The organism is Streptomyces sp. NPDC090108, from assembly GCF_044747185.1.
Classification (GTDB): Bacteria; Actinomycetota; Actinomycetes; order Streptomycetales; family Streptomycetaceae; genus Streptomyces.
In genome coordinates this window covers 113,369-131,791 of the sequence record NZ_JBIVDQ010000008.1, presented here as the reverse complement: position 1 = coordinate 131,791, position 18,423 = coordinate 113,369, and the positions used below count along the sequence as shown (strand labels likewise).

16 protein-coding genes and 1 pseudogene are annotated in these 18,423 nt (G+C 75.8%); 8 read left to right on the top strand and 9 right to left on the bottom strand.

Annotated features, from left to right (window positions below):
- Nucleotides 1-72 precede the first annotated feature (72 nt).
- From ACIPRD_RS26970 to ACIPRD_RS26960, 3 genes are all read left to right on the top strand, one after another.
- On the top strand, nt 73-486 hold the full coding sequence (locus ACIPRD_RS26970) for a rodlin (protein WP_356397132.1): 414 nt from the start codon (nt 73-75) through the stop codon (nt 484-486).
- Nucleotides 487-758: 272 nt separating this feature from the next.
- On the top strand, nt 759-1,010 hold the full coding sequence (locus ACIPRD_RS26965; RefSeq protein ID WP_356397135.1) for a chaplin: 252 nt from the start codon (nt 759-761) through the stop codon (nt 1,008-1,010).
- A 120-nt stretch (nt 1,011-1,130) separates the two neighbouring features.
- A complete protein-coding gene (locus tag ACIPRD_RS26960) occupies nt 1,131-2,021 on the top strand; it encodes a chaplin family protein (RefSeq protein ID WP_401566684.1) in 891 nt (296 codons plus the stop codon).
- Nucleotides 2,022-2,124: 103 nt separating this feature from the next.
- Here the strand turns inward: ACIPRD_RS26960 and ACIPRD_RS26955 are convergent, their stop codons facing one another.
- Nucleotides 2,125-3,381: an FAD-dependent oxidoreductase gene (locus ACIPRD_RS26955; RefSeq protein ID WP_401566682.1), complete on the bottom strand. Its 1,257-nt coding sequence runs from the start codon at nt 3,379-3,381 to the stop codon at nt 2,125-2,127.
- Between the two features lie 164 nt (nt 3,382-3,545).
- Between ACIPRD_RS26955 and ACIPRD_RS26950 the strand changes: the two are divergent.
- A pseudogene (locus ACIPRD_RS26950) lies at nt 3,546-4,820 on the top strand (glycoside hydrolase family 26 protein); the annotation flags it as partial.
- 485 nt (nt 4,821-5,305) lie between these two features.
- Here ACIPRD_RS26950 and ACIPRD_RS26945 read toward each other — a convergent pair.
- The 8 genes from ACIPRD_RS26945 to ACIPRD_RS26910 all read right to left on the bottom strand — a co-directional run bounded on the left by ACIPRD_RS26945 (nt 5,306) and on the right by ACIPRD_RS26910 (nt 15,105).
- On the bottom strand, nt 5,306-6,469 hold the full coding sequence (locus tag ACIPRD_RS26945) for a GNAT family N-acetyltransferase (protein WP_401566679.1): 1,164 nt from the start codon (nt 6,467-6,469) through the stop codon (nt 5,306-5,308).
- Nucleotides 6,466-7,122 (bottom strand): lipopolysaccharide biosynthesis protein, encoded by a 657-nt coding sequence (locus ACIPRD_RS26940; protein WP_401566677.1) that lies wholly within the window; start codon nt 7,120-7,122, stop codon nt 6,466-6,468. The genes ACIPRD_RS26945 and ACIPRD_RS26940 overlap by 4 nt, the downstream gene beginning before the upstream one ends.
- A complete protein-coding gene (locus ACIPRD_RS26935; protein WP_401566675.1) occupies nt 7,119-8,276 on the bottom strand; it encodes a glycosyltransferase in 1,158 nt (385 codons plus the stop codon). Before ACIPRD_RS26935 ends, ACIPRD_RS26940 begins: the two co-directional genes overlap by 4 nt.
- The gene (locus ACIPRD_RS26930; protein WP_356397152.1) at nt 8,276-9,043 is read right to left on the bottom strand and encodes a polysaccharide deacetylase family protein; all 768 of its coding nucleotides are present in this window, start codon (nt 9,041-9,043) and stop codon (nt 8,276-8,278) included. The genes ACIPRD_RS26935 and ACIPRD_RS26930 overlap by 1 nt, the downstream gene beginning before the upstream one ends.
- Nucleotides 9,027-10,694, bottom strand: a complete 1,668-nt coding sequence (gene murJ, locus ACIPRD_RS26925; protein WP_401566671.1) for a murein biosynthesis integral membrane protein MurJ — start codon at nt 10,692-10,694, stop codon at nt 9,027-9,029. Before murJ ends, ACIPRD_RS26930 begins: the two co-directional genes overlap by 17 nt.
- 182 nt (nt 10,695-10,876) lie before the next feature.
- Complete coding sequence (locus ACIPRD_RS26920) at nt 10,877-12,247, bottom strand: O-antigen ligase family protein (protein ID WP_401567040.1); 1,371 nt, start codon at nt 12,245-12,247, stop codon at nt 10,877-10,879.
- 213 nt (nt 12,248-12,460) lie between these two features.
- Nucleotides 12,461-13,891 (bottom strand): exopolysaccharide biosynthesis polyprenyl glycosylphosphotransferase, encoded by a 1,431-nt coding sequence (locus ACIPRD_RS26915; protein WP_401566669.1) that lies wholly within the window; start codon nt 13,889-13,891, stop codon nt 12,461-12,463.
- Nucleotides 13,888-15,105 (bottom strand): glycosyltransferase, encoded by a 1,218-nt coding sequence (locus ACIPRD_RS26910; RefSeq protein ID WP_356397158.1) that lies wholly within the window; start codon nt 15,103-15,105, stop codon nt 13,888-13,890. Before ACIPRD_RS26910 ends, ACIPRD_RS26915 begins: the two co-directional genes overlap by 4 nt.
- 605 nt (nt 15,106-15,710) lie before the next feature.
- On the opposite strand from ACIPRD_RS26910, the gene ACIPRD_RS26905 reads away from it, so the two are divergent.
- From ACIPRD_RS26905 to ACIPRD_RS26890, 4 genes are all read left to right on the top strand, one after another.
- A complete protein-coding gene (locus ACIPRD_RS26905; protein WP_356397161.1) occupies nt 15,711-15,950 on the top strand; it encodes a chaplin in 240 nt (79 codons plus the stop codon).
- A gap of 274 nt (nt 15,951-16,224) precedes the next feature.
- A complete protein-coding gene (locus ACIPRD_RS26900; RefSeq protein WP_401566665.1) occupies nt 16,225-17,181 on the top strand; it encodes a hypothetical protein in 957 nt (318 codons plus the stop codon).
- Nucleotides 17,182-17,399: 218 nt separating this feature from the next.
- A complete protein-coding gene (locus ACIPRD_RS26895; RefSeq protein ID WP_356399037.1) occupies nt 17,400-17,696 on the top strand; it encodes a hypothetical protein in 297 nt (98 codons plus the stop codon).
- 186 nt (nt 17,697-17,882) lie between these two features.
- Nucleotides 17,883-18,386, top strand: coding sequence for a DUF5949 family protein (locus ACIPRD_RS26890; protein ID WP_401566663.1), 504 nt, complete (start codon nt 17,883-17,885; stop codon nt 18,384-18,386).
- Nucleotides 18,387-18,423 lie beyond the last annotated feature (37 nt).

Genomic DNA, 18,423 nt, shown 5'->3' with positions numbered 1-18,423 from the left:
GCCACCGGGTTGATGCCGGGCAGGAACACGCGTCTTGGCGAGGAGCCGAGGGGCCAGGAAAGGAAAAGCGAAATGCTGAAGAAGGCAATGGCCGCTGCGGCGGTCGCCGCGTCCTTCGTCGGTGTGTCTGCGGCGGCAGCCCCCCAGGCGCTTGCCATCGGCAACGACACCGGCACCACGTCGCTGAGCGGCAACGGCGCCGCCGAGGCGTTCGGCAACAACGAGACCCACGGGAACCTGAGCCCGCAGGCCACGCTGGTCGGCAGCTCGCTGAACAAGCTCTGCGTCGGCCTGCCGGTCAAGGCGGACGTCCAGTCGGTCGTGGCGGTCCTCGCCAACGTCGGCCTCCAGGACATCCCCGTGCTGTCCTCGCCGCAGAACCAGCAGTGCGCCGAGAACGCCACCCAGGCGAAGGACGACGAGCCGCTCTCGCACGTCCTGGACGACATCTCCGCCCTGTCGGGCAACGGCGTCGCCAACAACTGACCCGGGACGGTCACCGGAGCCGTCCGGGCGCGCGCGGAATTCCCGCGCCGCCCGGGCGGCTTTTGCCTTCCTTTCCGAAGAAGCGTTTCTTCATCTGATGCCCCGTCCGGTCCGTTCCGCCGATGTGCCAATTCTGTGAAGGCGTTCGAGTGAATTCCGGGGCGACTCGCGTTCCATAGTTTCTTCCGCCGTCTATCCCTCGTTCTACAGCCTGCTGGTCATGGTGCGAGCCGTTCAAGCTGTGCTCGCTCGGTTTCGGCCGACATAGGGGCATGACCGCGGAGAAGGGAAACTTCATGAAGAAGAGCGCTGCTGTCGTCGCCGGCGCGATCCTGGCCCTGGGCGGGGCGGTGCCCGCCTTCGCCGACTCCGGCGCCGAGGGCGTGGCCGTCGGTTCCCCGGGCGTCCTGTCCGGCAACGTGGTCCAGATCCCGGTCCACATCCCGGTCAACGTCTGCGGCAACTCGATCGACGTCATCGGTCTGCTGAACCCGGCGTTCGGCAACGCCTGCGTGAACGACTGACGCGGGTAACACAACGCACCAGCCCCACGGCTGCGTTCAGGCCGGCTCCGGACCGTCGATCCTTCGATTGCGTGTTCCGGGGCCGGCCTTCCCCCTTCTTCGACCAGGAAGACGATCACAGTGCGACAGACCCTCAGCAAGGGCGTGGTCGTGGCCGCTGCCGCCGCAGCGACGGGTGTGATGACCCTGTACGGCGGCCAGGCGCTCGCCGACTCGGGCGCGCAGGGCGGCTCACAGGGCTCGCCCGGTGTGCTGTCAGGCAACACCGTCGAGGTGCCGGTGGACGTCCCGGTGAACATCTGCGGCAACTCCGTCGACGCGGCGGCCGCGCTGAACCCCGCCTTCGGCAACTCCTGCGCCGGCGGCCACGGTTCGCGGCAGCAGGGCGAGGAGCCGCGTTCGGAGACCCCGGGGCACGGCTACGGCTCCGACGACTCCGGCTACGGCTCCTCCGACGACACCACCCCGCCCGCGTACGGCGAGGACGAGACCACGGCGCCCCCGTACGGCGGCGAGACCACGACGGCTCCTCCCTACGGCGGGAGCGAGACGACCTCCGCGCCTCCGTACGGTGGCGGTGAGACGACCACCGCGCCCCCGTACGGCGGCGGTGAGACCACCACGGCTCCTCCCTACGGCGGGAGCGAGACGACCACGGCCCCTCCGTACGGTGGCGGTGAGACGACCACCGCGCCTCCCTACGGCGGCGGCGAGACCACCACGCCTCCTCCCTACGGCGGCGAGACGACCACGCCTCCCCCGACCGGCGGGCACTCCACTCCGCCTCCGTACGGCGGCGAGACGACCACGCCTCCTCCGCACCACTCCCCGCCTCCGCACGGCGGTCACCACTCCCCGCCTCCGCACGGCGGCCATCACTCCCCGCCGCCCACGCTTCCGCACACCGGTGGCGACGCCCGCGCCATGATCGCGACCACGGCCGCGAGCGCCGCGCTGATCGTGGCGGGTGCCGTCCTCTACCGGCGAGGCCGAGCCGCGTCTCACCGGTAGCGCGACGGGTGCCGGAACCTCGGTCCCGGCACCCCGCCACCCGCGACTCCGCCCGCCAGGCGGCACCCCGGCGCCGTACCGCCAGGGAGCCGTACCGCATCCTTCAGGGCCGGGCCCCGTCCGGCATCTCGCCACGCCGTCCGGCCCCGGCCTGCCAGCCTGCCGGCCCCTCCCGCAGCCGTCGCCGTACCCCGCGCACCAGCGTGTCCGCCGTGAAGGACGCGCCGTGCACGGAACGCATCGCCGGGCCGAAGTCCGCGGCCGTGACCGGACCGGCGAGAAACAGCCCGGGGTACGACGACTCGAAGTCCAGGCCCACCTCCGGCGCCCCGCCGGCGCCGGTCGCCAGCAGCGCGCGCAGCCCGGGGGAGACCAGGCCCAGCCGCGCGCGCAGGGCACGGAAGCCGGTCGCCGCGATCAGGTGACCGGTCTCCAGCACCTGCCTGCCGCCCTGCCGTCCGGCGGTCTCCAGCCGCAGTCCGCCCGGCACTTCACGGGCCGACAGCAGTTCACGTCCGAGCAGCGTCTCCACGGTCCGCTCCACCCGTTCGCGCAGCCACCAGGCACCCGCCGGGCCGCCCGCGCCCGCGGCGAGCCGGGCCCGGGTCCGCGCCGGCAGCCTGCGGAACAGGTCGGGCCGCCCGGCGTGGAACCCGTTGCGCCAGCCGCGGCCGAGGGCGCTGTGCGGGGCCACGGCCGTGTGCCACCAGGGGCGCGGGCCGGGGAGCGGGGCGGTGTTCCAGCGCAGCCGGTCCGCACGGGCCAGCAGCCGTACCCGCGAGCCCTGCTCGGCCAGCAGGGCGGCCGTCTCCAGGGCCGACTGCCCCGCGCCGAGCACGGTGACGTCCCGGTCGCGGAAGCGGCCGAGGCCGGCGTGGTCGCTGCTGTGCGACACGAGGGCGGACGGCAGGCCGCGCAGCGCCGGGGGCAGTTCGGCGAACGGCGGCAGCCCCACGGCCAGCGCGACCGTCCGCGTGGCGAGGGTCTCCCCGTCCTCGGTGCGCGCCTCGAAGCCGCCCCGGCACGGCGACACCTCGGTCACCGTCCGCTCGTCCGGCGGGGGTACGGCGTTGCGGGCGAACCACAGGCCGTACTCGGTGAACACCTCCAGGGGCAGCGGCCCGGCGTCCGGGAGCGCGGCCCCGCGGAAGGCGCGGAACACGTCGAGCCGCCAGCGGCCCTCCGGATCGGACAGGTTCGTCGCCCACGGCGGTGAGTCCAGGAGCGTCCCGCGGGGCATGTGGCCGAGCCAGGTCGCCATGGGCCGGCCGAGGACCCGCACGTCCAGTCCGGCCGCCGCCGCGTGCGAGGCAAGGGACAGCCCGTAGGGGCCGGCGCCCACCACCAGCAGGTCGTACATGAGCAACCGCTCCTTCTCGCCGGCCGGCCGGGCGGGCTCACCCGTGCGGCGGCCGGGGCCACCTGAAAGCCGTAACCGCGCTGGCGGCGTCCGTATGGATGTGACTTGGTGTCAGTAACAGGCAGCGCGCGCCGGGCGGGCAGGCGCGTGGAGAGAGGGCGGTCATGGCTCCACAGCAGCGAAGAGTCCGGCCCCCGCGACTGGCCGTGGTCGTGGCGACGGCCACCGCGACGGTCGCCCTGGCGGCCGGCCCCGGATTCGCGGCGCCGGTGACTCCGGCACCGGCCGTCGGCGCACCGGTCTCTCCGGCGCAGTCCTCTCCCGCACCGGTGGTCCCCGCCCCGGCCGCATCCGCGCACGCACCGGTGCCGACGGCTTCGGCTTCCGCGCACGCGCCGGTGCCCACGGCTTCCGCTTCCGCTTCTCCGGCCGCGGGCGGCCGTACGTACCCGGCCTTCGGGGCCTTCCTGGACTCCGGGCCGCTCGGGGTGGCGCGGATGGCGGGGCTCAGTCACTGGCTCGGCGGGGCGGAACTGAAGGTCGCGCACACCTACCTGCCCGGCGACCGCTGGTCCGACATCGAGGGTGCCCCCGGCTTCCTGGACGTGTGGGCGCACTGGCGGCGCGACAAGGCGGACCGCACCCTCGTCCTCAACGTGCCCATGCAGGAACACAACGAGGACGGGCTCTCCGACGGCGAGGTGCGGACGCTGCTGCGGCAGGGGGCGGCCGGAGCCTTCGACGCGCACTTCCGCGCCCTGGCCCGGCGGCTGACGGCGCTGGGCGTCCCGGACACGGTGCTCGTGCTCGGCTGGGAGATGAACGGGATCACCTACAGCCACCGCTGCGGACCGGACCCGGAGTCCTGGAAGGCGTACTGGAAGCGGATCGTCACCACCATGCGGTCGGTGCCGGGCCAGCGGTTCCGGTTCGACTTCGCGCCGAGCCGCGGCCGGGACGCCGTGCCGTGGACCGCGTGCTACCCGGGCGACGACGTGGTCGACATCGTCGGCATGGACTCCTACGACCAGCCGAGCGGCCTGACCTTCGACGAGCAGGTGAGGGAACCGTACGGCCTCCAGCGGCAGGTGGACTTCGCGAAGGCTCACGGCAAGCCCATCTCGTACCCGGAGTGGGGGCTCTTCCGCAACGGGGACAACAGCGAGTACATGCGGCGCATGCTCGCGTGGATCGACGAGCACAAGCCGCTGTACAACACGCTGACCGACTACTGCCCGCACGGGGTCTGGCAGTGCTCCTACAACCCCCGGTCGTCGCAGGTCTACCGGTCCGCCCTGTACGGCCGCACCGACCAGCCGACCCCGACGCCCACTCCGACCCCGGTGGTCAAGCCGACGCCGACCCCGACTCCGAGCCCGGTGGTCAAGCCTACGCCCACACCCATCCCGACCCCGGTGGTCAAGCCGACGCCGACTCAGAGTCCCGTGGTCAAGCCGACCCCGACTCCGACTCCGACCCCGGTGGTCAAGCCGACGCCGACCACCATCCCGACTCCGGTGGTCAAGCCGACGCCGACTCAGAGTCCCGTGGTCAAGCCGACCCCGACCCCGACACCGAGCCCGGTGGTCAAGCCGACCCCGACCACCATCCCGACGCCGGTGGTCAAGCCGACTCCGACCCCGACCCCCACACCGGTGGTCAAGCCGACGCCCACGCCCACGCCGACCGCGCCCCCGGTCGTGGTGCCCGACCCGGCGCCCGCGAAGACTCCCGTGCCCGTCACCCTCGCGCCCGCCGGATGCGCCCCGTTGGACCTCGGTGACTGGGTCGAGTACTGGCTCGGTGGAAAACTCTGCATCCGTCTCGACTGGTGGTCGAGAATCCGCTAGGGCCTGTGCGTCCGGGCCCGGCATGACGACAGGTGCACCGACGCCCGCGTGGAGAACCCTGCGGGCGGACGGTGTCATCCCGCGGCCCCGGACCGGCCCCGGTCGCGTTCCTTCCACCGGTGCAGCACCTCCTTCCCCCGCTGCCGGGCGGCCGCGCCGCACAGGGCCGCCGACAGCAGCGGGGCGGTGCTCCGCCGGGCCAGCAGGAGCCGCTGGTTGACGACCGGTTCCGGACGCCAGTGATGCTTGTACGGCTCGTCGCCGCGCAGCAGGCTCAGCGCCCCGTGCCCGCCCGTGACGGTCCGCTCGGTGCACGCGTCGAGCAGCATCACGGCCACGTCCGCCCTGGTCTCGCGCAGCCGCGGATGGGCGCCGTACAGATAGCCGCCGGCCAGACTGCGGGACAGCAGGGTCAGATCGACGGCGACCACCTCCGCGCCGATCCGGAACTCGGTCACGACGGCGTCCCCGGAGCGCACCATCGGCCCCACCGCGCGCGCCAGATGCTCGTGGAACCGGGAACTCAGGTGTTCGCTCGTCACCTTCCGGTCCTGCCACTGCAGACGGTGCAGGTGCAGCAGCCGCTGCAGGGCCACGTCCACCTCCATCGGCCCCGCCACCTGCCGGGTCACCCCCAGCGCGGTCAGCTTGCGGAGCTTGGCCCGCACCCGCTGGGCCTTGCCGGAGGGCAGCCGGGCCACCAGTTCCGCCATGGGCACGGCGGGCAGCTCCAGGCACAGCGAGTCCGGCATCCTGCGGCGCGGCCCGCGCCAGCGCTCGTACACCCGCTCGGCCACCGCGCCCGGCCGGACCTCGCGGAAGTCGATCGGCGTGGTGCGCGCCGCCGCCGACAGCGCCTCGGTCAGGGCGCCCAGCGCGCTGCCGTCGTCGGCGTCGTCCAGGAGCACGTCGGCGTAGTCGGAGATCGCCCCGCCCAGCGGCACCAGCGCGGGCAGCGGGCGGCGGACCAGCATCAGCGGGGCCGCCGCGACCAGTTCGCGTCCGCGGCGCACCAGTAACAGCCTGAGCCGGCGGCGGCCGCCGTACGACTGCCACCACGAGTGCAGCCAGGCGTGGCTCTGGAACGGCGTCGCCGCGGCGCACCGCTTGTACAGCCGGCCCCAGGACGGGGCCAGCGCGGCGAACGCCCTTTCGTCGGTAACGAGTTCGGTGACGAGGCCGTCCCCGGACGCGGTACGCGCGCGCTGCCCGGCGCGCGCCGGGTATAGGGCCGTCACAGCGGACGGTGGGCGTCGGCGGCGAAGGCCGGGCCGGGCAGCGGGGCCGGCAGCGCGGTCTCCTCCTCGGGCCGCCGGCCAGGCCGCACCAGCAGCGCCAGCGCGCCGAGCAGGCCGCCGGCGCTCGCCCCGACCAGCCCGGTCACCCCCGCGGAGGCCGAGGTCGGCGCGTCCGGGGTGACGGCGGGCGCGAACCGCAGCAGCCCGACATGGGTGTCGGCCTTGGTGGTCTCGGCGTGCCGGGACAGGGAGCCGGCCACCGCGTTCGCCATCGCGGCGGCGCGGGCCGGCCGCGCGGAGGTGGCGGAGACGGCGACCATCGGGGCGTCCGGCGAGGTCGCCGTGCGCACGCTGTCGCGCAGGGTGTCCAGCGGCACCCCCGCCGCCGCCCGCGCCTCCACCAGCACGGCGTCCTCGGTCGCGACCCGCCCGAAAGCCTGCGCGAAGCCCAGCGCCGAGGAGGTGTCGGAGTGTTCGGCCGGTACGGCCACCAGATAGCTGGTGGCCGTGTACACCGGCGGTTTCAGCGCGCCGTACGCACCGCCGAGCAGCCCGCCCGCGAGCACTCCGGCCGCCACCAGCGACCAGGGCGGGAGGGCGCGGCTGCCCGGCAGACGGGGGGTGCGATGGCGCCGGGAGGTGGTCTCGGTCATGACGGGCCGACTTTCTGCGGAGAGCGGGACGGGAGGACCGTGGGGCCGAGCGCCGTCGCGTAGACGTCCATGAGCAGGGCGGCGCTGCGGGTGATGCAGTAGTGGCGGGCCGCCTCGGGGGCGGTGCGCGGGCCGGGTCCGGCCGCGCGGACCGCGGCGAGCGCGCGGGCGTAGGCGTCGGCGCCGCCGCGGACGCGCAGCGCGCCGGGCGCGGCCCCGGGGGCGAGGTCCTCCACGGCCGGGCAGGAGGCGTACCGCACCGGCAGCCCGGCGGCCAGCGCCTCGATCACCGCCAGCCCGAACGCCTCCTCGGGGGACGGCGAGGCCAGCACGTCCATCGCCGAGGCCAGCGCGGGCAGATCGGGGCCCGGCGAGCCGTCGGGGACGTACGGCCGCTCACCGGTGAACAGGACCCGGCCGGCCACCCCCGCCGACGCCGCGGCACGGCGCAGCGCACCCTCCTCGGCGCCGCCGCCCGCCAGCACCAGCCGGCAGTCGCCGGGGAGCCGGGCGAGCGCGTGCACCAGCACGTCGAAGCGCTTGCCGGGGGCCAGCCTGCCGATGCCCCCGATGACGAAGGCGTCGTCGGGCAGCCCGAGTTCGGCGCGGGCGCGCTTCCGCCGCGCCGGATCGAAGCGGAACCGCTCCAGGTCGATGCCGTTCGGCACGACGGCGATGCGCGGCCGGGGCACCCCCCAGCGGGCGAGGCGGTCGGCGACCGAAGGCGACACGGCGACCGTGGACCGGCCCAGCCGCTCCCCGGCCAGATACAGCGCGCGTACCCCCGCGGTCAGCGGCCTGCCCTCCATCTGTGTGTCGCCCAGGGAGTGTTCGGTGGCGACGACCGCGCGCACCCCGGCCAGCCGGGCGGCGATCCGGCCGTACAGGCAGGCCCGGTAGAGGTGGGTGTGCACGAGGTCGTAGTCCCCGGCCCGGACCAGCCGCACCAGGCGGGGCAGCGCGCGCAGGTCGCGGTTGCCCCTCATGCCGAGGTGGGACACCCGTACCCCGTCGGCGGCCAGTCCCTCGGCCACCGTCCCCGGGTCGGTCAGCGTCACCACGTCGCAGTCGACGGGCAGATGGCGCAGCATCAGCCGCAGCTGCTGCTCGGCTCCGCCCACGCCGAGCCCGGTGATGACGTGCAGGGCCCGCATCACAGCCCCCCGACGGGACGGCGGCGCAGCCGGTGCAGCCGGTACTTCAGGAACAGGCGCGGGGCGGTGTCGTCCTGCCCGACGTACACCCGGGGCAGCGCGTGCGGGCCGGTCAGCCCGGCGGGGGCGATGGCGCACGCGTAGGTGTAGCCGGCCCGCCGCACCGCGTCGACCGCGCGCTGGTCGACGGTGCCGTAGGGGTAGCAGAAGCCGGCGACGGGGGAGCCGGTCAGCTCCTCCAGCAGGGCCCGGCTCCCGGCGGTCTCGGCGTGCAGGACGGTGTCGTCGGCGCGGGTCAGGTCGACATGGGTGAGGCCGTGCGAGCCGATCTCCACACCGGCCCGGGCCGCGTGCCGGATGCCGTCGGCGGTGAGCAGCGGCTTGCGCGGGCCCAGCGGGTCCCAGGCGTTGACGCCGCCGAGCCGGCCGGGCAGCACGAACAGGGTGGCCGTGCAGCCCCAGCGGGCCAGCAGCGGCAGGGCGTGGCTGAGGAAGTCGGCGTAGCCGTCGTCGAAGGTCAGGCCCACCAGACCGCGCCCCTCGCCGCGGGCGCGGGCGGCGAGCAGTTCGGCGACGGACACCCCCCGCAGGCCGCGTCCGCGCAGCCAGCGCAGCTGCCGCTCCAGCCGGCCGGGGCTGACGGTCACACGGTAGGGATCGTCGGAACAGTCGCCGACGGAGTGGTACATGGCGATCCACGGGGCCGGGCCGGGAGCGGCCGGACCCGCGGAGTCGGCGCGGGGGACGGACTCAACGGAAGACGGCATGGGCGAGCCTTCGGGTGTGGGTGGTCAGGGATCGGAGTGCGGGAGCGAAGCCCTGGGCGCCCAGGGCCCAGCAGAGCAGGACGAACACGACGGTCACGGTGACGCCGCCGGCGGCGAGTCCCGCGAGGGGAGAGGCGGGCCGGCCCGCCACGAGCGCCCCGGCCACGACCGCCGGCACCGCGGCCCCCAGCGGCCGTCCGAGCTCGCGCAGCACGCCCGCGGTGCGCACCGGCACCCCGCGCGGGCGGCCGTGCCGTGCGGAACGCATGCCGCACAGCAGCAGCGCGGCGGTCAGCGTGATGCCGGTGGCGTTGGCGGCGGCGATCCCGGTCACGCCGTACGCGCCGACGGTGGCGGCGCCGATCAGCGAGGTCGCGGCGATCCCGGCGGCCATGGCGCCGACCGGGTACCAGGTGGCGCGGCCCGCCGAGAAGTAGGAGCGGACCAGCACGCCCGTGAGGGTCTGGCCGAGCAGCCCGAGCGCGTACACCCGCATCACGCCCGCGGTCGCCGCGGTGTCCCGGGCGGTGAACGCGCCCCGCTGGAACAGCAGCTGGACGATCTGCGGGGCGCAGGCCACGACCGCCGCGGCGCCGAGCAGCACCAGGCAGGAGGCCACCGCCAGGTCCCGTTCCACCCGGAGCCGGGCCCGCTCGGTGTCGCCCTCGGCCAGCGCCCGCGCCACCACCGGGAAGGTGACCGTGCACAGCATCATCGACAGGGTCATCGGGATCTGGGCGATCTTCTGGGCGTAGTTCAGGTGCGAGATGGCCCCGGCGGGCAGGCTGGAGGCGAGGAACCGCTCGATGAGCACCTGCGACTGCCGGCACAGCGCGAACAGCAGCACGGTCGCCATCAGCGGGACGTCCAGGGGACGCGGCGCCTCGGCGGGATCGGCCGGCCCGGCGCCGCCGGTCGGCCGGCGCGCCCGGAACTCGACCAGCAGTGAGGGAAGTTGGGTGAGGATCATCAGCACCCCGCCGACCGCGACACCGAACGCGGCCGACCGCACCCCCCAGGCCCCGCCGAGCGCGAACATCGCCGAGACGATGCCCGTGTTGTAGGCGACGTAGATCGCGGCCGGTGCCAGGAAACGGCGGTGGGCCCGCAGGGCCGCGCTGCAGTACCCGGCGAGGCCGAAGCTGAGCACGCAGGTCGCGGTGATCCGGGTGCAGTCCACGGCGAGCGCGGGGTCGGGCAGACCGGGCGCGAGGATCCCGACGACCCCCGGGGCCGCCGCGGCGACCAGCGCGCCCACGGCGGCGAAGGCCAGCGCGAGCCGGGGGAGCGTACCGGCGACGAGGGCGCGCACCGGATCCCCGGCGGCGCCCCTCGCCCGCCGGGCCAGCGCCATGCTGAACGCCGGGATCAGCGCGAACGCGAGTCCGTCCTCGATGAGGAGGGTGGCCGCGAACTCCGGTACGGTCCACGCCACCAGGAAGGCGTCCGTGTCCCGTCCGGCGCCGAACAGTCGCGCCAGCGACTGGTCCCGCACCAGCCCGAGCACCGCCCCCGCGATGGACAGGGAGGCGGTGAGCAGGGTGGCCTTGGCGAGCGAACGCCCGCTCAACGGAGCCTGGCGCTCGGGGACGGTGTCCCGGCGCCCGCCGGGTGGGGGCGCGGTGACCGGGAGATCCCGGGGCGCGGTCACGGGGACGAACGGGGCGGGGGTGGCCGGGCCGGCCGGGGCGGCGGCGAAGGGGATGCCCGGTGTCAGGGGCGCCTGAGGAGCCGGGGGCGCCGGGGGTGTGGGGCCGGGCGGGGGGCCGGCGTCGTCGGCCGGTGCCGGTGCCGTGCCGGCCTCCGGGCGCGGGCCCCGTGAGGGTGTCACCGTCACCGGACGACGGCCTTCCCCGCAGGGGCGGGACGCGGCCGCGCGGGCACGGCCGGTCCGACGGGGCCGTACGCCTCGCCGTCGACCAGCGCCCACCGGGCGACCAGCCCGAAACACACCGCGGTCAGCACGGTCGACGGGCCGCCGATGTCCGCGTAGGCGAAGTCGACCAGCTGCCAGAGCAGCAGACCGCAGCCGATCAGCGCGCCCTCCGGCACCGCTCCCCGGCGGCGCGCCCGCCACAGGCCGCGCAGCCCGAGCACCAGCAGGGCCAGCCAGCAGCCCACGAGGCACAGCACGCCCGCCAGCCCCTGTTCGCCGAGGACCAGCAGATACATGTTGTGCGGCGACAGCAGGGGCTGTTTGCGGTACCCCGCCCCCGCGCCCTCGGTGTCGCTGCCCGCGGACAGCGCGAGCGAGGCGTGCCCGTCCCGGTACTCGGGGAAGCCCTTCAGCCCGACACCGGTCAGCGGGTGCCGCTGCCACATCCCGGTGGCCGCCGCCCACATGGTGTACCGGTCCGTGACGGACTGGTCGGGCGCGTCGGCGACCCGCGAGATGCTGTCGATCCGCTCCTGGAGCATCGCCGTACCCACCCCGAGTCCGCCCACCAGCACCACCCCCGCGGCCACCACGACCGCGCCGACCCGCAGGGCCCGGCGCAGTCCCGCCAGGGCCAGCTGGGCGGTGAGGGTCACGGTGGTGGCGATCCAGGCGCCCCGGCTGAACGACAGCGCCAGCGGCGCCAGCAGCACGAGCGCGCAGACGCCCGCGCCCAGCCGCTCCCGCGCGCCGGTCCGGCCCAGCGCGAGGCCCACCGCGCAGACCAGCCCGAAGGACACCACGGTCGCCATGCCCATCACGTCCTGCGTCCCGAAGGTGCCGACGGCGCGGACGTCCTCACCCTGGTAGGAGGCGCCGGTCCCGGTGGCGTACTGCCGGACGCCGATCGCCCCCTGCCACAGCGCGAGGCCCACGAACGCCCAGGCCAGCAGGCGGAAATCGCGGCGGTCACGGATCAGCAGCAGGACGGCCGCGGGGACCAGGACGAAGATCTGGAGGTAGCGGCCGAGCCCCGCGACGCCCTCGCCGGGCGAGACCGCGTCCACGGCGGCGAGCGCGAGCCCGCCCACCGGCAGCCCGAGGACCACCACGGCGGTACGGGACAGCGGGCGCGCGCGGGCGCGCAGCAGCAGGACCGCGCAGAGGACGACCAGCAGCCCCGACGCCGCGTCGGCCGGACCCGCGCCGCCGTCCCCGCCGGGGGCGACGGGCAGCGCGAGCAGGGCGACCACGGCGATCACGGCCAGCACCGGAGACGGCCTGAACGCCCGTCCGCGCAGGGCGGGCAACGCGCCCGGGTCGCCCAGGTCGCCCCGGACGCGCGGGATGCCCGGGCCGCCCGCGGAACCGGCCGCGCGGAAGCGGTCCGCCGGGCCGCGGTGGCGGGCACGACCGGAGCTGCCGGGGCTGCCGGAGCCGCCCGAGCCTCCGGGGCTGCCGGAGCCGGGCGGGGTGCCGGGCGGACGGCCGCCGGGCGGGGTGCCGGGCTGCGGGGAGGGGGGCGGGGCGGGGTTCACCGGTCAGCTCCCCGTGGACCGCACGAGCGCGGTCGCGGTCCGCAGCAGGATGCAGACGTCCTGCCAGAGCGACCAGTTGTCGATGTAGGCGTTGTCGAAGCGCGCCCGGTCCTCGATCGAGGTGTCGCCGCGCAGCCCGTTGATCTGGGCGAGGCCGGTGATGCCGGTGCGCATGCGGTGCCGGGCCGCGTAACCGGGGTAGGCCTCGCTGAACCGGCCCACGAAATAAGGGCGTTCGGGGCGCGGGCCGACCAGGCTCATGTCGCCCCGGAAGACGTTCCACAGCTGGAGCAGCTCGTCCAGGGACGCCGTGCGCAGGAAGCGGCAGAAGCGCCCCATCTCCCGCTCGCCCGCCACGCTCCACCGGGTCGCCGCCTCGTGCTCGTCGACCGGTCGGTGGGTGCGGAACTTCAGCAGGGTGAAGGGCCGCCCGTCCTTGCCGACCCGCTCCTGCCGGAAGACGACACCGGGCCCGTCGGTGAGCCTGAGCACGGCCGCGCACACCAGCAGCATCGGGCTGACCAGCATCAGCAGGGACCCGGACACCACCACGTCCAGCATCCGCTTGCCGGCACTGCCGCGCCGCCGCGCCCCCAGGTCCAGCCGGCGCACCGGGAATCCGGCGAGCCGGTCCCGTGCCTCGTACGCCGGGACGTCCGGGTCCACCTCCCACACCGCGCAGCCCGATTCCGCCAGGGCCCGCAGCAGCGGCCCCTTCTCGGCGCGTACGGCCGGGTCGACGGTGAACACGGCCCGCACACCGTTCTGGATGAGCGCCCGCTCCACCTGCTCGCCCGTGGTCAGCGCGGGCAGCCCGTCACCGCCGTCCGGGTGGTCGGTGACCACGCCCACCGGCCGCACACCGCAGCGCGGGTCCCGCAGCAGCGCGGCCGCCACCCGTTGCGCGGTCACGGCCGGACCGACGACCAGCGCCGTCCGCGGCCGCCGCAGCCGTACGACCCGGCGCCGCCAGTGCACCGCGCCGCGGCCCGCGAAGGCCGCCGCCGCGTGCAGCGCGCAGCCGAGCAGCAGGGTCGTGGCCGACAGCGCGCGGGCCGGCTCGTACGCGGCGAGGAGTGCCCCGAGACCGAGCCAGACGACCGCGATCCGGCCCCAGACGGCGGGAAGTTCGTCGAGCACGCCGGGTGCCGTCCGCGCCGCGCGGGGGCGCAGCAGCAGCGCGGCCGCCACGAGGACGCCGACCAGGACAGGGCCGCCCGCGGCCTCGTCCAGGGCCACGGCGCCCACCAGGGCCGCCACCGTGTCGGCGGCGAACAGCGGCACCGGCGAGGAGGGCCGCGCGGGCGGACGCCGTACCCGGAACCGCAGGCTCCGGGCGGGGCGGACCGGCAGGAACGAGGCGGGCCGGAATCCGTGGTCCCACGCCTGAGCGCCGGTGGCGCCGGGGGAGGGGACGGTGCTTTCCGCGGTCACGAGGGGATGGGCTCCCTGCACTCGGAGGGCACGGGCGGCCGCACGCCGAGGAGTTCGCGGTACAGGTCCGCGACCCTTGCGGCGGTGTGCCGTACGTCGTGCGTGGACAGGACGTGCCGGCGGCCCCGGTCGCCGAGCGACGCGCGCAGCGGTGCGTCGGACAGCAGTCCGACGACGGCACCGGCCAGCGCCGAGGGGGCCTCCGGAGGGACCAGGCAGTGCGCCGCGAGGCCGGGCGGCAGGCTCTCGCGGGCGCCGTCGACCTCGGTGAGGACGACCGGCCGCGCGCAGGCCAGCGCCTCCAGCGGGGCGAGGGCCATGCCCTCCCAGCGCGAGGGCAGCACCACCAGGTCGGCCGCCCGGTACCAGGGCAGCGGGTCGGCGACGGCACCGGCGAACAGCACGTCCGGGTGGGCCGCGCGGCGCAGGGCCTCCCGGTCGGGTCCGTCGCCGACCAGCACCAGCCGGGCGTCCGGCACCGCCCGCAGCACCTGGTCCCAGGCGCGCAGCAGCACGTCCTGGCCCTTCTGCCGGCACAGCCGCCCGACACAGACGACGAGGGGCCGCGCCGGCCCGAGGTCCGGCAGCAGGGCGGCCCGGGCGCTCAGGGCGGCCCGCGCGGGGGACCCGGCGTACGGGTCCGGTCCGGCGGGGCCCTGAGGGAGGCCGGGGTGGAACCGGGCGACGTCGACACCGTTCGGGACGACGGCGTACGAGGCGCGCACCCCGGCGCGCAGGCCGGTCGCGCGCTCTGCCTCGCTGACACACACCACCCGGTGCGCCCAGCGCGCCGCCCGCCGTTCCCAGGCCAGGGCGAGGGCGCCGGTGATCCCGCCGGCCGCCTCGAACGACCAGGCGTGCGGCTGGAAGACGGTCGGGACGCGCCCGCGCAGGGCCAGTCTCGCGGCCAGTCCGGCCTTGGCGCTGTGCGCGTGGACCAGGTCGGGCCGCACCTCCGCGATCAGGCGCGCGAGCCGCCGTACCTCCCCGGGCAGACCGGGACCCGGTGACCGGACGGCCTGCCAGGGCCGGACGTCCGCGCCCAGTTCCCGCAGGTCCGAGGCGAGTCCGCCGCCGGGGCAGCCGGCCGTGACCCGCAGGCCGGCCGCGAGCTGGGCCCGCACGAGGTCCCGCACGACCCGGGCGACACCGCCGTCGACGGGTTGCGCGAGGTGCAGGACCCGTGGCCCGGGGTCGGGTGCTGGCTGGTGCATTCGCGGATTACCTCGCTCACGGGGGGCGCTCGGGGCTGCTGTCGGGAACGCGTCTCACTGCCGGGCGTCCACGGCGGCGATGAGCGCTCCGGCCCACGCCGCGTCCCCCGGGGAAACGAGCAGGAAGCCCGGCTGGTCACCACCGCGTCGCATGGCGGAGCCGAGATCGGACACATCGGGTGCCGGGCCGGACGGAACGGCGTAGGCCCGCGTGCGCCGCCCCGGCAGCCGCGCCCGTCCGATGGACGTGGGACGCGCTACGTCGTCCGCAGGACGCGTGAGGCCACCCCGTGCGACCGGCGTGCGACGGCGCTCGGAGGGGAGTGCGCTCCAGCCGCGCGCCCCATCGGCGCCGACCGCCGAACGCGGCGGTGACCCCGGGGAGTTGCGCATGACCGGCAGCGCCTTTCGCACGAGCGGGAGAGGTCGCCACATTAGTGACCGGACGGACGTATACGAAGAAACCGTGCGAGTGTGTCGGAAACGTGAAGGTGCGCGAGGGGCACATCACCCCATTGGCGGCACAACCGCCGGAAGTGTGGCGCGTTGACACAGCATCGGGCATCCGGCCCGCATGTTGTGTCGATTACAAGGAGCACCTCTCCATGTCGCGTATCGCGAAGGGTCTGGTTCTGACCTCCGCCGCTGTCGCTGCTGTCGCGGGCGCCGCCGGCGCGGCCTCCGCCGACTCCGGCGCGGGCGCCGCCGCCGCCCAGTCCCCGGGCGTGCTGTCGGGCAACGCCATCCAGGTCCCGATCCACGTGCCGGTCAACGTCTGTGGCAACACCATCGACGTCATCGGTCTGCTGAACCCGGCGTTCGGCAACACCTGCGTCAACGACTGACGTCGGAGCGCAATCCTTCGGCCGGCCGTCCGCCCGCGCTTCGTCCGCGGGCGGGCGGCCGGTTCGACGTCCGCCCGGTCCCCTCTCCCGTTCTCCCGTTCTCCCGTTCCTTTCACCTCTCCTCACCTCTCCCGGCCCCGCGCGCCCCCTCCGCTTCCGCCCCGTCCCCCGGATTCCCTCGAACGGTTCACTTCAGGTGTTCGAGCGGTTGCGTGAAGTCACGGCCGGTCCAACGGTGAAGACAGGCACCCCTGCCACTGTGAAAGGAACACCCATGCGTGGTTCATCCGCGCGGCGTCTGGCGTCAACCGCTCTCTCCGCAACCCTCCTGGCCGGTCTCACCGGCCCCGCAGCCCTCGCCGCCGACTCGGCCCGGGAGCGCGTCCCCGCCTCCGGTGAGCCCGTCCCCGGCTCGGCTTCCCTCCTCGCCCAGGTCAGGTCCCTGGCCGAGGCCGACTCCGTCCTCACCCCCGTGACCGCCCTGCTCGACGCCTCGCTCCGCGACGGCAGGCTCTCCCCCGAGCAGGCCGGGAAGCTCGGTGACGCCGCCAAGGACGCCATCTCCCGCCTCGCCGCCCAGGCCCCGGCCGCGCAGGTGGCGGCCACGCCCACGGCCGCCGCCACGCCGGCCACGCCCGCGGTGCCGGCCGCGCAGGACCTGCCCGTGGCCGCCGCCGAGCCGGACACGCAGGCCACCCCCAGCACCGCCGCCAAGCCCGTCGTACCGCAGGCGCCGGCCTCCCCGGCCGCGCCCAGCGCTCCGGCCGTGCAGGCCTCTCCGGCCGCGCCCAGCGCTCCCGCCGTACCGAGCGCTCCGGCCGTGCCGAGTGCGCCCGCCGTCCCGGACACCGCGGCTTCTCCGGCCTTCCCCGCCGCAGCGGCCGCCCCCGCCGCCCCGGTCCTCGCCGCAGCGCCCGCGGCACCCGCAGCACCCGCAGCACCCGCGGTGCCCCTGGCCGTGGCACCCATGGCCGCGGGAGCCGCGGCCGCCGGACAGCCGCCCTCCGCGCGGGACCTCACCGGTGACGCGCTCGGCACGCTGACCGGCGCGATCGACAGCCTGATCAAGGCCGTCACCTCCGACCTCGGCGGCGTGCTGTCGGCCGCCACCGGCGTGGTCGGCGGCCTGGTCGACCTGCTCACCTCGACCCTCCTGGGCGCCGGGCTGCCGGCCCCGACGCTGGCCGTGCCCGGCCTGCCGCCGGCGCCCGCGCTGCAGCCGACGGGCTGACAGCCACCGGGCCCGCCTCCGCCGTCGCGTCCCGGGCGCGACGGCGGAGGCCTGTGCGCAGGCCCGCCGGGGGCCGGTCCGCCGCGTCCGCGGCGACCCCCTCCTGACAGGGGATCTCATATGTCTTCTCGGCGCGGGGTTTCCGGCCCGGCGGGCACTCGTTAGGCACGGCGTCGCCAATCCCCGCGGTGACGTGAGTCGCCGAAGAGAGGAACATGATGAAGTCCCTGAAGGCCGCCGCTGTCGTCGCCGGTTCCGTCGCCCTCGCCGGTGTCGCCGCGCCCGCGTTCGCCACGTCGCACAACGCCGCCGACCTGACGCCCACCAGCCTCAACGGCGCCGTCAACCGGCTCGCCTCCGGTCCCCTCACCGTCGGCGACCTGATGCCCCTCCAGCACCAGTCGGACGCGCTCGACACCGAGAACAAGGACTCCGTCCTCAGCACGGTCAAGGGCGCCACCACCGCCCTCAACCAGCACAACCCGCTGCTGGGCGGCCTGCCCCTGCAGAGCTGAACCCCGTCTCCGCGCCGCCGGACCCCACCCGCGCGCCGGAGGAAGAGGCCGGTGCCGCACACCGCGGAACCGGCCTGCGGCGTTTTCGGGGCCGCTTCGCTCGATCGTGTGGAGCGCCCCCGGGCACTCGTCCGGAAGGGTGAGAAGCCGCCCGGCCGCGCGGCGGCCCGTCGGTATGGTCGCGCGGTGACCTCAATCTCAAGCGAAGCCCGCCCCGCCGTCCGCGCCGCCGACCTCGGCACCCTCGTCGTCCTGGCCTGGAGCGGCGAGGCCCCCGACGGCGCCGACATGCCGTACCTCCTGGCCTACTCCCTCGGGGACGCGGCGGGCGGCCCGGAGGCCACCGCCGCCGCGGTACGGCAGCTGCTCCTGACCAACGGCCTGCCGGTCGGCGGCGAGCTGGTCGACGGCACCACCAGGCCCAGCCTGCCCGTCACCCTGCTCGTCCAGTCCGGCCAGGCCGTCGTCAACATGCCCCAGCTGGTCGCCCAGGCCACCGCGCCGCCGGAGTGGCTCGACGCCGTCGCCGCCCGCGGTTACGCCTACCTCGTCTTCACCACCCGCCCCTGGCCCGAGGGCGCGCCCGGCCAGGTCGTCGAGCCCGCCGCCCTGGCCGCCTTCGCCGGTGCCGAGGAGACCCTGGGTGCCGCCGCGCACGTCGTCCTGCCCGCCCGCAGCCTGCGCGTCTGACGCCCCGCCCCCGGCCGGTGGCACCCGCCGTTCCAGG

Excerpts from the sequence above, each read along its gene's own strand:
- ACIPRD_RS26910 (WP_356397158.1), bottom strand. The coding sequence starts at position 15,105 with ATGCACCAGCCAGCACCCGACCCCGGGCCACGGGTCCTGCACCTCGCG.
- ACIPRD_RS26970 (WP_356397132.1), top strand. The coding sequence starts at position 73 with ATGCTGAAGAAGGCAATGGCCGCTGCGGCGGTCGCCGCGTCCTTCGTC.
- ACIPRD_RS26940 (WP_401566677.1), bottom strand. The coding sequence starts at position 7,122 with ATGACCGAGACCACCTCCCGGCGCCATCGCACCCCCCGTCTGCCGGGC.
- ACIPRD_RS26895 (WP_356399037.1), top strand. The coding sequence starts at position 17,400 with ATGAAGTCCCTGAAGGCCGCCGCTGTCGTCGCCGGTTCCGTCGCCCTC.
- ACIPRD_RS26955 (WP_401566682.1), bottom strand. The coding sequence starts at position 3,381 with ATGTACGACCTGCTGGTGGTGGGCGCCGGCCCCTACGGGCTGTCCCTT.
- ACIPRD_RS26935 (WP_401566675.1), bottom strand. The coding sequence starts at position 8,276 with ATGCGGGCCCTGCACGTCATCACCGGGCTCGGCGTGGGCGGAGCCGAG.
- ACIPRD_RS26900 (WP_401566665.1), top strand. The coding sequence starts at position 16,225 with ATGCGTGGTTCATCCGCGCGGCGTCTGGCGTCAACCGCTCTCTCCGCA.
- ACIPRD_RS26905 (WP_356397161.1), top strand. The coding sequence starts at position 15,711 with ATGTCGCGTATCGCGAAGGGTCTGGTTCTGACCTCCGCCGCTGTCGCT.
- ACIPRD_RS26930 (WP_356397152.1), bottom strand. The coding sequence starts at position 9,043 with ATGCCGTCTTCCGTTGAGTCCGTCCCCCGCGCCGACTCCGCGGGTCCG.
- ACIPRD_RS26965 (WP_356397135.1), top strand. The coding sequence starts at position 759 with ATGACCGCGGAGAAGGGAAACTTCATGAAGAAGAGCGCTGCTGTCGTC.